Annotated in this window: 13 protein-coding genes; 1 reads left to right on the plus strand and 12 read right to left on the minus strand. The window is 34.1% G+C overall.

The genetic code is table 11. The annotated features are described in order from the left end of the window. Positions 1-686: dienelactone hydrolase family protein (locus GOQ24_RS04350; RefSeq protein WP_160339180.1), on the minus strand; the 686-nt coding region annotated here is incomplete at its 3' end. A 234-nt stretch (positions 687-920) separates the two neighbouring features. Here GOQ24_RS04350 and GOQ24_RS04355 point away from each other — a divergent pair. Beyond that, complete coding sequence (locus tag GOQ24_RS04355) at positions 921-1,139, plus strand: DUF2007 domain-containing protein (RefSeq protein WP_155091463.1); 219 nt, start codon at positions 921-923, stop codon at positions 1,137-1,139. Between the two features lie 167 nt (positions 1,140-1,306). Here the strand turns inward: GOQ24_RS04355 and GOQ24_RS04360 are convergent, their stop codons facing one another. The 11 genes from GOQ24_RS04360 to GOQ24_RS04415 all read right to left on the minus strand — a co-directional run bounded on the left by GOQ24_RS04360 (position 1,307) and on the right by GOQ24_RS04415 (position 13,341). Further along, complete coding sequence (locus GOQ24_RS04360) at positions 1,307-1,882, minus strand: helix-turn-helix domain-containing protein (protein ID WP_155091462.1); 576 nt, start codon at positions 1,880-1,882, stop codon at positions 1,307-1,309. A gap of 46 nt (positions 1,883-1,928) precedes the next feature. Next, positions 1,929-2,396 carry a hypothetical protein gene (locus tag GOQ24_RS04365; protein WP_160339181.1) on the minus strand — a complete coding sequence of 156 codons (468 nt, stop codon included), beginning with the start codon at positions 2,394-2,396 and terminating at the stop codon, positions 1,929-1,931. Positions 2,397-2,417: 21 nt separating this feature from the next. Further along, positions 2,418-3,497: an efflux RND transporter periplasmic adaptor subunit gene (locus GOQ24_RS04370; RefSeq protein WP_160339182.1), complete on the minus strand. Its 1,080-nt coding sequence runs from the start codon at positions 3,495-3,497 to the stop codon at positions 2,418-2,420. A 4-nt stretch (positions 3,498-3,501) separates the two neighbouring features. Continuing rightward, positions 3,502-6,660 (minus strand): efflux RND transporter permease subunit, encoded by a 3,159-nt coding sequence (locus GOQ24_RS04375; protein WP_160339183.1) that lies wholly within the window; start codon positions 6,658-6,660, stop codon positions 3,502-3,504. Positions 6,661-6,666: 6 nt separating this feature from the next. Next, entirely contained in the window at positions 6,667-8,058 is a 1,392-nt protein-coding gene (locus GOQ24_RS04380) for a TolC family protein (protein WP_160339184.1), read from the minus strand. An 84-nt stretch (positions 8,059-8,142) separates the two neighbouring features. Then, positions 8,143-8,556, minus strand: a complete 414-nt coding sequence (locus GOQ24_RS04385; protein WP_155091457.1) for an HYC_CC_PP family protein — start codon at positions 8,554-8,556, stop codon at positions 8,143-8,145. A gap of 129 nt (positions 8,557-8,685) precedes the next feature. Beyond that, positions 8,686-9,243 carry a hypothetical protein gene (locus GOQ24_RS04390; protein WP_160339185.1) on the minus strand — a complete coding sequence of 186 codons (558 nt, stop codon included), beginning with the start codon at positions 9,241-9,243 and terminating at the stop codon, positions 8,686-8,688. A gap of 291 nt (positions 9,244-9,534) precedes the next feature. Continuing rightward, positions 9,535-9,993 carry a MarR family winged helix-turn-helix transcriptional regulator gene (locus tag GOQ24_RS04400; protein WP_160339186.1) on the minus strand — a complete coding sequence of 153 codons (459 nt, stop codon included), beginning with the start codon at positions 9,991-9,993 and terminating at the stop codon, positions 9,535-9,537. Positions 9,994-11,403: 1,410 nt separating this feature from the next. Continuing rightward, on the minus strand, positions 11,404-12,264 hold the full coding sequence (locus GOQ24_RS04405; protein WP_155091454.1) for an alpha/beta hydrolase: 861 nt from the start codon (positions 12,262-12,264) through the stop codon (positions 11,404-11,406). A 263-nt stretch (positions 12,265-12,527) separates the two neighbouring features. Then, the gene (locus GOQ24_RS04410) at positions 12,528-13,007 is read right to left on the minus strand and encodes a hypothetical protein (protein WP_155091453.1); all 480 of its coding nucleotides are present in this window, start codon (positions 13,005-13,007) and stop codon (positions 12,528-12,530) included. Positions 13,008-13,011: 4 nt separating this feature from the next. Further along, positions 13,012-13,341: a hypothetical protein gene (locus tag GOQ24_RS04415; RefSeq protein WP_155091452.1), complete on the minus strand. Its 330-nt coding sequence runs from the start codon at positions 13,339-13,341 to the stop codon at positions 13,012-13,014. Position 13,342: the final 1 nt, after the last annotated feature.

Consider the following 13,342-nt stretch of genomic DNA (forward strand, 5'->3'; position numbering starts at 1 on the left):
AATGATAACGGAGGTAACTTTATACTTGAGTAAGTAGCTCCACCCAGGCAGACTTTAGTCTGCTTTAACAAACTATGGACTTTCAGTCCATAGTGGTTTATTACTTCTAACTCGACAGGAGCATTAGAATCGCACTTTTGAATGGCATTCAGGATGCTTTTGGATTCTTTCATTGGTATAATGTTGTCCTTATCTCCATGTATAAGCTTAATTGGTACGCTTGCCAAACTACAAGCATCTCTATTTTCTCCACCACCACAAATTGCTATAGCAGCAGCTACACGATTTGGATATTTGGCTGTGTACTTCAAGGTTCCATAGGCCCCCAAACTCATCCCAGTCACATAAATACGAGATTCATCAATCGGGAAATGTTTTATCATATAAGTAACTATTTCCTCTACTTTATCAGGATTCCAAGGTCCTGAAGGCAATTGAGGTGCTACTAAGTAAGCGGGAATATCTAACCCTTTCTCAATTCCCTTTAAGGCTCCATATCGCTTAACCCTATTGATATCTGTACCGGAAAGACTTTTACCATGTAAAAAGATAATCAAAGGAGTTTTATCTTCTACTACTTTAGGTTCGTTTAGCCAAAAGTGATAAGTCGTTTGATCTATTACTGCTTTTGGTTGAGCAAAACTAACCACTGTAAACAAGCAGATTAAAACTTTAATAATATGCATACTTTTTGAAGTAAATATAATCAAAGAAATTAGAGTTTTTAGTTGGTTTAGAATCCGTGTTTTTTTAAAAAAAATAAATCTTTTTAAGCAAGGGAACTACTAAGTTTAAATAACTTCATAAGTGAGCTCTGATAATAATAGGATTCAAAACAGATAATAATATCTTAAAAGTCTTCTTAATTGCTGATATTTTATTTTTTTTGAGTAAATTACTTTATTAAAACACAAACAATTATGAGTAGCAAAAAATTATATGCTGGCAGTGAGATAATGGTATTGGCTGTCAGAGATCTCTTAGAAGAAAATGGCATTGCATACATTATTCGCGATGATATCGAGTCTGGTATTGCAGCAGGATATGGAATACTCGGTAAAGCTGTAAATGTATTTGTCGATCAAAATGATTTACACCGAGCACAAGATTTACTCAAACAGAATAATATAGAAGAATAGTAAACGGTTAGGTCGTGACCTAACCGTTTACTATTTTATTGCTTTTAATTCGCAATTGACAAAAATGATTAAAGCTCAATAAAAAACGGGGATACTCCATACATAGCATCCCCGCAATACAAATAGAAAAACTGACCATATCAAGTTTATATGGTCACAAAAGTAAATTAAGTAATAATCTTATCTAAGTGATTCCTTTGAAAGACTTGATCTTTTTTATATTTTGAAGGAGAAACTCCCATCACATTTTTAAATTGTTTGCTCATATGGCTTAAATCATTGTAGTACAATTTAGTTGCTATCTCTACTAAAGACAATTCACCATAAGAAATATACTCTTTTACTCGCTCAATTCTCAGTAGTATATAATAACGTTCAATAGTAATCCCTTCACTTTCAGAGAATAATTTACTGGCATAACTATATTCAACATCCAATTGTTCACTGAGATAGTAGGACATATTAATAGCTAACTTCTCATCAGCATCGACAATCTTAATTACTAAATTCTTGATTTGCTCTACTATGGCTCCACGCCTATTCTTAATTAACTCAAATCCCAAGGCTTGCAACTTCTTTTCAAATAGCAGCATCGTAGAACTCGCAAGTGGATAATGCAATATTACTTTTCCCAAAGTAACAGTGGCTTCAAGTACACCTAATTTCTTTAGTTCTTGATCTACCACGAGTACACAACGGTGGCAAACCATATTCTTTATATGTAAAACGCTATTAGTTTCCATATTTGTTTAAAGTATTATGGGGCTAAGTCATAGCCCCATGATTAAGTTATGCTTCTTTTGCTTGCGCAAGTAGTGATTTGTAGTTACTCTCATTTTCAAAGTAAGCCACTTCTCCATTATTGCCAATGATAACAATATAAGCCAAAGCTTTGTCCACTTGCTTTAAGCTAAAAGGATCTAATGCGAATCGAACTGAATTATCTTGTGGTATTCGACTCTGACACATCTGACAACAACCATAATACATCTTCCCCTCAAAAGGGACTTCTAATTGTTTGTTTCCCCCCATGTAAGCATCATTAACCATGCAAACTAAATCAGAAGGAACGTGATCCCCCTTCTTATAGAAAGTATTACTTGTAACCTCTTTGTTTTCTTGTTTTGGTAAACTTTGATGTATTTCTTCCATTGAAGTTGTTTTAACAACTGTTGTGTTGTTCTCTTTTTGCCCACAAGCAATCATTAAAAGTGCAGTAACAAACAGTGCAATACCTTTTAAACTAATTAATTTCATTCTTTTTTGTTTTACTAATTATTAATTGATTTTTGACCCATCAGCAATTTCTTCTGTTGCCATTTTAAGCATTCTCATCCCTTCGTGAAGGTCTCCAAATACCTCTATCATCATTGGCATTGTTCTACCTTTTCTAACTTTATGATGATGAGCGATGCCTGCTTTATTTTCAATAAGGTATAAGCCCAAGTTACTCTCCACTAATGCTGATTTAGGCACAAAGAAACTCGCCTGTTTTGCTTTGAGTTGTACAACAGCATCGGCAATCATATTAGGCTTTAGCAATCCTTTGCTATTATCTAAATCTGCTTGTACTTGTTCTGATCTCAATTTAAGATCTAAACTTCCAGCCTTACGCGTAATTATAGCTTTAAATCTATCCTGCGGCATGGTTCGTACAGTAAAGGAAACCGTATCACCCATTTGCAAATACGGTGTATTAGCCTCGGATATGGATAAGTTTAATCTCAACTTATTGGTATCCTCTACAATAAGTAAAGGCGTTTTATTCATTGGCCCTACATAAGCACCTACATCCACTTGTCTACTGGTAACTACTGCGTCAAAGGGCGCTTTAATAACTAAATATTGATCAATACTTTTAACCTCTTGATAAGCAGCTTTTAGAGCATTCAATTGTGCCTGATCTGCAAGCATTTTAGCCGTAATTTGCTCTAGAAAATCCGGAGCAATAGCCCCTTGGGTTTGATTTGCTTTCAAAGTTCTATCATACGTAGCTTTAGATGAGATATAATTTGCTTCTTGGGCCTTGTATTTAGCTTCTGCACTGAGCACTTGAGCTTGTAGTTCTGGAGCGTTTAAAATCATCAATACTTGCCCCTTTTTAACTCTATCTCCTATATCTACTTTTAGATCTGTTACATAACTATTGACCTTGGCAAATATCTCGGTGCGTTGATCCGCTCTAATTTCTGCTGGAAGTTGTAATTTTACATGAGGATTAGACTTCTTTAGTTCAAAAGTCTCTGTGAGCATCATATTCATTTGTTGTTGCTCATTTGCCTGTACAGGCTGTTCTTCTTTTTTATTGCACCCAGCAAGTACAATTAAACTCAATATAGCGATATATACTCTTTTCATTTTATTACTTATTATCAACTGGTAAATAATGGATACTTTCTTTATCTTCTGGGTCTAAGGACGGTGACTGTCTTGTAGATTTATTCATTACCCATGCAAAAACCATAGGCAAAATTATTAGTACAGAGAAAGTCGAGGCGAATAAGCCTCCTATCACAGCTCTACCTAATGGAGCTACCTGCTCTGTTCCTTCACCAAATCCTATGGCCATAGGCATCATTCCCGCAATCATTGCTAAAGTCGTCATTGCTATTGGACGAATGCGCAGTTTGGTTGCTTCTATAGCAGAGGCTGTTGCACTCCAACCTGATTTTCTCAAAGTCTCTGCATTGTTAATTAACAATACTGCATTTGCTATGGATACACCTACAGACATAATTATTCCCATATATGATTGTAGGTTTACAGTCGATCCCGTTAGTTTAAGTAAACTCAATGAGCCCAACATCACAAAGGGAACGGTAGTTAAAATCACAAACGACACTTTAAACGATTGGAAGTTAGCAGTCAACATTAAAAAAATAACGACAATGGCAACTAACAATCCATTAGCAAGGCTCTTCATCGTTTCGTCCAAAACAGGGGCCATTCCCTTTAATTCAACGTTTACTCCTTTTGGCAATTCTCCCAACTCTGCAATAGCTTTTTCTACATCTTGCTTTGCTCGATTCAAATCTGTCTGATGTATATTGGCAATAACGGTGACATATCCCATGGTTCCTTCATTATAACTTTCTGCTAAAGCTTTACTTTCAGTAATTGTTGCTACATCACTTAGAATTGGGCGATCTGCATTCTTAGTTAGTGGAATACTCTCTAACTCCTGCTTGCTGTTTAATTGATTTTGAGGCATTTGAACTTGCACGTCATAGGCAATCCCCATCATACCTCCTACCCACATATTGCGATTAGTATATCTGGAAGAAGCTGTTGTAGCAACTAATGATTTGGCAATATCCATTGCATCTAACCCCAATTGTGCTGCGCGTACTCTATCAATATTAATCTCATAAGAAGGATAATTCATCGAGATTGGCATTTGTTGGTCACGCATATAGTCTATCTGATTGAGTTTGACCAATAACTTATTAGCTACCATCATATTCATTTTTCGCATCATACCAGATACGCGTATTTCAATTGGCGTATTGGTCCCTTGACTCAAGATCTTCTCCGTTAACTCAATGGGTTCAAAAGTTAGTTTTAACTCGGGCAATGTCTGTTTTATTCTCTGTCTTATTTCATCTTTCAATTCGTCCGTATTACCCTTGAAATCCTTAAACGAAATCTGCATCAACGCTTCGTGTGGTCCAGCATTGTATAAGTAAATCGGGCTAACAGCAAACGATGAGGGATGTTGTCCTATAAAGGCGGAGGAAATAGCAATCTTTTCTTTGCCGTATAAATCCTCTATTTCTTTCAATACTGATTTTATCTTTTTTTCAGTATGCTCAATTCTCGTTCCTTCAGGAGCGGTAATTCTCAATTGAACCTGACTTGAATTAACAGTAGGAAGGACGTCTTTTCCAATGTTGACATATAAAATTGCTACACTAATCAAAGCGATAACGGTTGAGAAGATTACAATAATGCGTTTACTTGGCATCATTCGATCCACCAAAGCGACAAAGCGATTCTTAAATTTGTCAAAGCCACTTGCCTTCTCTGGTAGGTTGTGTTTAGCTATATCGTATTTCATCATCCAATTGGCCATAATAGGAACAAAAGTCTGTGAGAGCAAAAATGATACTGTCATTGCAAAACCAATAGCCATTGCCAAAGGCATAAACAGCGAACCTGGTATACCAGTCATCATAAAAGCTGGTGCAAAAACGGCCAGAATACTGAACAAAATCAATAGCTTAGGAAAAGCTATTTCCTTACACGCATCCCAAATAGCTTGTGCCTTATTCTTACCTAAGGCCAAATGTTGATGTATATTTTCTATAGTAACCGTACTTTCATCTACTAAAATACCAATAGCTAAAGCTAAACCTGATAAGGTCATAATATTTATAGTCTGACCAAATAATTTCAAAAATAATACTGATGAAATAATGGCAATTGGTATGGTAAGAATAACAATAAAAGCTCCTCTTGGATCTCTTAGGAACATCAAGACCATAAGTCCAGTCAATAAAGCACCTAAAACTCCCTCTACAATTAAGCTCTTTACAGCATTGATTACATTGACAGATTGATCAAACTCATAGGAGATTTTCACATCTTCAGGTAAGTTTCTCTGTATATGAGGAATAGACTCTTTTAGTTTCTCTACTACATCATAAGTAGAAGCTTTACCAGACTTGGCAATGTTGATATATACAGAACGCTTACCATCGACAAGAGCATACCCTGTTGTTATATCTGCACCATCTTTTACAGTAGCAATATCGCGAATATACACGTTGTCTACTTGTCCTTTGAACAGGGGAATATCACCAAACTCCTCGACTGTTTTAAGCGTATTGTTTGTTGGTGTTAAATAGTTTTTATCTCCAACGTAAATATTTCCAGAAGGCATAGTCACGTTTTGACGAGTGATTGCCTCAACAACTTGTTCTGGAGAAATCTGATGTGTACGAATTTTATTCGGATCAATATTAATCTCTATGGTACGCGGAGACCCACCAAAAGGAGGTGCAGTTGTTAATCCTGGAATTTTAATCAAATGAGGCCTTGCTGCAAAATTCGCAATATCTTGTAATTCATTATTAGTTTTAGTATTCGATCTAAAGACCAACTGCCCTACAGGTTGAGAAGATGCGTCAAATCGAATAATAAAGGGAGGCGGTGCTCCTGGTGGTAAAAATATAACTGAACGATTAGACAGAGCGGAAATTGAGGCAATCGCTTCTCCCATATCTGTTCCCTCGTAGAAATTTATTTTCATCAAGGTCAACCCTTGTGTGTTTTTTGTTTCTATACTCTTGATGCCATTGGCAAACAACATCATATTTACATACATCTTTGTAAAATAACCTTCCATTTGTTGTGGTGTATACCCATTGAATGAATGGGCTATATAAACCACTGGCAGGTTCATCTCGGGTAAAATATCAACAGGGATATCTTTAGATGACTTTACTCCAAAGAATAACAGTCCCAATACCAATACCATAATTGATATTGGTTTGCGCAAAGCAAAACGTATTAAATTCATCTTTTTTTATTTTTGGGGTATAGCGTTTAACAAGTAATTTATATCTCCCTTAGCAGAAGATTCCAATAACAAAGCTTGCCAGACATTGTTCTGTGCTATCTCAAAATCAATCTCGGCTCTTTGTAGGGTATACAAAGCTTGTGTAAAATCTACTAAGTTGCTCAATCCATTCTCATACAATGCTTTTTGCTGTGCAAAAGCAGTGCTTGCAGCACTAACTTGTATTTTTGTTTGTCCTAAAATATCCTGGGCATTGACAAATTTTTCTGCTGCCAACTTTTGTTGATTTTCCAGTTCTTTGCTCATCCTACTGTATTGATAAGAAAGGCTATTTGTGAACTGCTCTTGTTCTTTGCGTTTGGAAGTAGTCTTGAAAAAGTTTGTAATATTCCAAGTCAAAGTAAGACCTACTAAATAATTTGAACGATCAATACCAACGCCATTGCTGTAATTTCGAGTAAATGCAGTATTATCTTGTACATAGTTCCACTCAAAACCTGATCCTCTACCCTGAATAATACCAAAGGCATTTAAAGTAGGTAGACTCCCTTTAACAATGAGTTTCTCCATAACTTTGCTTTGATCTATTTGACTTTGATGCAATTGCAAAATAGGGTGTTCTACTACCTCATTGGATAAACCTTCCGCTATATTGGGCTGAGAAATCGTAAAGACTTCATCCAACTGATATGGCATTGTTGTTTGATTTAGCAAAACAGCCAAAGCTTTTTGATATTCAATCTCCTTGTCGTAAGCTTTTAGATAAAGTGCTTGAGCATTGGCTAATTCTGCTTGAGCTAACTGTTCGTCCACCTGAGCAATTAAACCGCTATCAGCATTGGCTTTTGTTACCTCGTAGAATACCTTAGCCCTCTGAAGATTTTGTTCTTGTACAAATTTAATGCGCTGAGCTGCTAAAAGGTTCAAATAAGTAGCTCCTACTTTGATTTGCTGCTTAAATACTTCTTGATTGAGATCTTCAAGGCTTACTCGTTCTTGAGCTTTAGCCATCTTTACTTGTTGTCTTGTTTTTCCAAATGAGAAAACATTCCAATTAATGTTGGCAAAGTATAATGATCCGAATGCAGCATTCCAATTCTGTTCTGCTAAAGGCATTGAAGTTGAAGCAGATCCCAATCCTCCATAAGCATAAAGAGGACCATTCTGAGCATTAATAGTACCGTAACTTTGTTGAGCACCAAAGGTCAAATCAGGGAAGTAGTTTCCTTGCGTATAAGTAGTATTCTGCTGTAGCGCTTTTAGTTTAGCTTCTTTGACTTTTAATAAGTCATACTCTTGTGTAGTTTGTTCGATTGCTTGTTGAAGTGTCAGCTTTTGAGCATAAGCACTTGAGGCAATACCAAATAAAATGAACAAAGCTAATTTATTCATTTTCATAAATATTCATTGCGTTTAATTAAAAAATAAAGAACTCTATACCTTAAAATTGAATAAGGTATATTTATCAATATGATTTCTTAATCAAATTCTATATACGCAATTCTTGATGTAGATAGGAATTTCTCTTACGAAGTAAACATAAGGAAGAAAGGAAGCAGTCTGAGAAACTGTTGAAACAACACCTTGGAATACGTAACCAAAATAAGGATGTAAAATGGCATCTATAAAGAATGATGCCTTGACAATTTGAGCAGATGTTTTCTGAAAATCAGCTTTTACTTTTACTATCTCAACAGTTTGCTTACAACATTCCTTTTGTGGGTTCTCCACTTGTTTTCCATTCACCTTACAGAATCCGCATTCACTTTTTGATTCGTAAGTTGAAGACATAGAAGTCTGTTGCACGATTCCTTGACAGATGTGCTGATATGTTGTAAATCCAGACGAAATAACAACAAATAATAGACTAAATAATATGGAAAATACCTTCTTCATTGTGGTTGCTAAATTATACTACTTCTCTAAATAGATTGTTATACAATTTTGATAGGGAGTTGTATAATTATGCTTGAGAACAAGCACAAAAAAAGCTCTAAAAATTAAATAGAGCTTTTTATGCAAATCTTACCAAGGTCTTTTGTCTGTTTGTACAGGCGCCGTTAAATCAAATTCTACTGAGAAAGCACTCTCTTTATCAACGCGTTTTAAATTATAGGTAAACTTAAACTCATCGACTGTAACATACCAAACATTGCCAGCAGTAGGCGCTAATAAATCAACTGTCTGTTGATCAGCTGGAAAAAATTGGATATTATTAGTTCCTGTATTTGTTGTTGTTCCACCATACATTGTTATTTCATCTGCTACTCCACCCTCCTTGCGGTGATCGTGTTTTAGCTCCAACCTTTCTCCCTTTAGAGTAAATATCCATGTTCTCGATAAGTCATCACCTACAAAAAAGGGAATCTTAACTTGATCGCTATTGCATTCCATAACATACATAAGCAATTCTTTATCTTTAAAATCTTCAGGAACAGAAGTCGATACAATCTTGCCTTTATAAGCTGTACCACATAATTGTGATAAACTGTTTAGAAATTGTTTTGGAGCTAACTCCTTTGAAGATTGTGCAAAAGAGTTCACGGCAAATGCCAAACTGAGTAATATAAACGTGTTTTTCATTATAAAACATTTTGTATCAAACATAATCATTCCTTCAATAGCTTAGTTGTCTATGACTAAATAAAGTGTAAAAACTATAACACATAAATTCAATGAGTCTTTAAAAAAAGAAAATAATTCTCTTTAACCCAGATTACGCTATAGACATATAAACGAAAAGTAATGATACAAAACAGCTCTAAATTAGTCAGTGAAGCATACGATAGTATGGTTTTAGAACTAATGAAAGAGATATGAAGTAGAATTGCTTTGTAGTATTTGGCTAATGCGTAATCTGGGTTTAAGGCTTAGCTATTCCATAGTATTCTCCCAAAGAGATTTCATATTCAAGTCCAATACCCCTTTATAAGGCCCTAAGACACTAAAAAAGGCATTATCTACTTCTTTAACTACAATGATAGCTTTCTCTAAAGATTCTTTCCCAAAAGGGCTCAAATTGATTATTTTGGCCCTGGTGTCTGTAGGGTGATCTTTTCTTTGAATCATCTTCTTTTCTTCTAAAGTGCGTAAAACTTTCGATACCATCATGCGATCTGTATAACTGTGGTTCGCTATATCAATCTGTGATACGATATTAGTTTGTAGTAAAAGCGAATCCAATGTTGTTAATAAAACAAATTGGGTATAGGTAATGTCCAACTTATCTAACTCTTTTTTTATACTTCTCTGCCAAGCCATAGTTACTTGCCAAAGTAAAAAACCAGAACTTAATTCTGTCGATTCGAATTGTAAATCTCCTGTTTGTGTCATCGTAATTTCTTATGTCTTTGATTCTAAATTTATCTCTTGTCTTTACTTAATAAATTTCAAAATATACTCCAACTTATGGAAGCCGATTTTTCAAATTCTAAAACTAAAATTTATTGCATTTTTTTCACGGTAACTAGAATAAAAAATGTGGTGTTTTTTATCTATTTCTAAAAACTATTCCAATTGTAAAAGTCAGAATGCTTAACCTATTTTTCTTATAGTATCTATAAGTTAAATCGAACCAAACTTGTCGAGATTTAGTTCTTGTATTAAATCTGCTAACTACATTGGAAGCAGATCATAATTACAGAGGAAAATAAATTTAGCAACAAGTCAACTCTATATAACTAACTGCTCAATGCTATTCAAATACGAATCTGATCAAAATAAGTTAGCTCAAAAATAAAACAACTTTAAAGACTGCTAAATTAAGTTGCTTTAGGGTGTTTGACTTTGAAAAAGCACAATTAACTTCCTTTGTTGACTGAGAGCTGGTTTTAGCTATAAAATAACTTTTGACAACTTCTTATAGTTCGAAATAAGCCACATTGTTGTTGCAAATATAATAACCTTGACAACAATATGCAATTTTTATATTTAACAATAAATATTTTAATTACATTAATATCTTAAAATCAAATAGTTGTAAATAATACTTAAAGTCTTAGTTTAAGTTAGGTTTAATTAGTTATAAGGGGCCTTACCTATATCTTATTTTAAAAATTAGTGTTTTTTTAAGGAATGATTTTACCAACTTTAAACCTAATTAAACCTTGCTAAATGAACCTCTTAGGGATACTGACATTTTGACAAAAAGACCTTTTTACAGAGGGACTCCTATTCAAAATAGATGGCTAACAAAGTAAGTTAACCTATTAATTTTTTATTTAAAGTATTAGTTTAAGTAAACATACTTAACTCCTATTTTATATCTTGTAATATTATATAGATTCAGGAGATTCATTTTGTCAGTTTACCAAATTACAAACCTTACAATTTCGAAAATAAACGATATACTATGATGATAAAGATCTGCAACCCTACCCTTTTTATACTCTCTTTTATAAGAAATTATTTTACCTGAAAAACATCTTTTATTTCAAATTTCTATCCTAGAATCAACTTTACATCACGGTCTAAAGAAGATTACATTAATTGACTTTTTTACTTATCTGCATCTAACTTTATTTCTCATTATAACAAGGAAAAGCTTTGAGATAGCTAAACCCAAAACACAGCTTTACGCCTCTTAGATGAAGTATAAAAAAGAGCATTTTGACTTGTTCTTTCTTATGTAAAAAGCGATGCTTTTTCCCTTTGATCTAACCATGTGTTGAAGGCTTCAAAAAAACAGAAAGGGCTACCCAAAGAATGAGTAGCCCTGTGTATTATTTTTAGTTGAATAATCTCCTATTTAGAGAAATAAGTTTTATTGTAGATTAAACGGAAAGCATTATTAACAGCTTGATGAATGACAGTTGAATGTAACTCCTCTGGCAGGTAGTCAAAGTGTGAAGTAATATGTTTATTACCTTGTAAGCTGTCATATAAATCCTTAGCATACTGATACATCATTTCATCTTCTTCTTTGCTTGGAGCGCCTACATAAACATTGATATCCTGTTTAATTTTATCTAACAAACAAAGGGAGTCTTTATTTAATAACTTACCATCTGCCCACCATAAACTTGGACTTATAATAATATAATTTTCAAATAAGTATGGATGTTTTAACAGGACATAAGTTGAATATAAGCCGGCTAACGATTCTCCGATAACAGTTCGTTGATTACTTGCGTGAAAGTTTCTTTCTATGTAGGGAATTACTTCAGATTCTAAGAATGCAGTATAAGCTTCTGCTCTGCCGTATTCAACAAACATATCTTTGCTATACCCCACTTTCTCAACGAAATCAAGGTTATCTACTGCAAAAGTCATATCCTTTCTACGATTGATCGTTTCTATACCCACTACGATAGAGTTAGGAAAACGCGCTATCCAAGGCTGAGAGTTAAACTTGACCAATCCTGCCAGGTGAATAAAATCTTCTTCTACTCCACCGTCTAATATGTACACAACGGGATATTCTTGTTTAGATAAAGGATCATACTCTGCAGGTAAAAGGACATTGATTACTCTTTCTTCATTTAGAATTTCTGAGTGCAATGCTATAGTTTTACCAATTTCTAATGGTTTTATATTTTCCTGAGCAATACTGGTCATTGTAGCTAATAACGCTGCTCCACATAAGGCTAATTTTATATTCATCATTTTTGTTTTATTAGTTTGAAACTTCCAAATGTATCAAAAAGAATAGTTTTATTTAATTTAATTATTCCAATGAAGTTTGCTAAAAATAGAAAAGGAGCTATTCTCCAATAGAATAGCTCCTTTTTCAACAACAACAAAACGTCTTTTCTTAGCCAGTTAAATTTACTAACTCTCCTATTAGGTCTGTTACGGAAACCCGTAAAATCAAACAAAAAAAGGCATCTAATTTAGACACCTCTTTGTTTTATTATTTAATACCTTCATTATAAGTCACTTGCTCTTCCATAAAAATTATCGTCTTCTACGACAGAACGATAATAAAAAGTGCCTAAATCTAATCCTGTATCTTTAAATAGTTCTTCAACCGTATACTCCTTCTCACTGCGATAAAACAAATCCGAGTCAATATACCCTATAGTTCCCGTGTTGAGGTTTAAAATTATTAAATCATCGTGTAATCCGCTACCGATGATATAATATCCTTTTTTGTAGATTTCTTTATTGTATTTACTAAAGTTAGAACCATGTAAGAAAGCAACTTGACTAAACAAATTCTTGCCAAAACGCCATCCAGATTCGTAAGAGTGGTTAATAAAGAACGTACCTATTTCCTCTCCGAAATTTCGAATAAAATTAGCTTCAGCAGTTTTTGTTAGAGGGCGTTTCTCCATATTAAACTTCTGTTTCATAATCTCAACCGCTTGGTCAAATAGCGCAACATTAATACTTTTTATTTCTTTCATACTACTAAATTACAAAACTATTGTTATACTCCATAAAGTTATAAATCTTCCCAAACAATGCAATCTGCTCTAAATCAAAATTGATAGACATCTCATATTGGTTCTGTCCATTAGGGTAAATTTGAAATACTATCACTACAGTATTTTCAATTTCCTTCACCGTAAGAAAGTGGAAGTTATGTCGTTTAAAGTTTAAGATCACCTCCTTTGTTTGCATATTCTCAATTGAAAATACCCCTACCCATAGCGACATTCTCATTTCAACAAACTCAATATGAATGAGGTATTGACCATCGACAATGGAAATTTGCTCGGAACTATTCTCTTGCACCATA

It is taken from the genome of Myroides sp. LoEW2-1 (assembly GCF_009767705.1).
Classification (GTDB): domain Bacteria; phylum Bacteroidota; class Bacteroidia; order Flavobacteriales; family Flavobacteriaceae; genus Flavobacterium; species Flavobacterium album_A.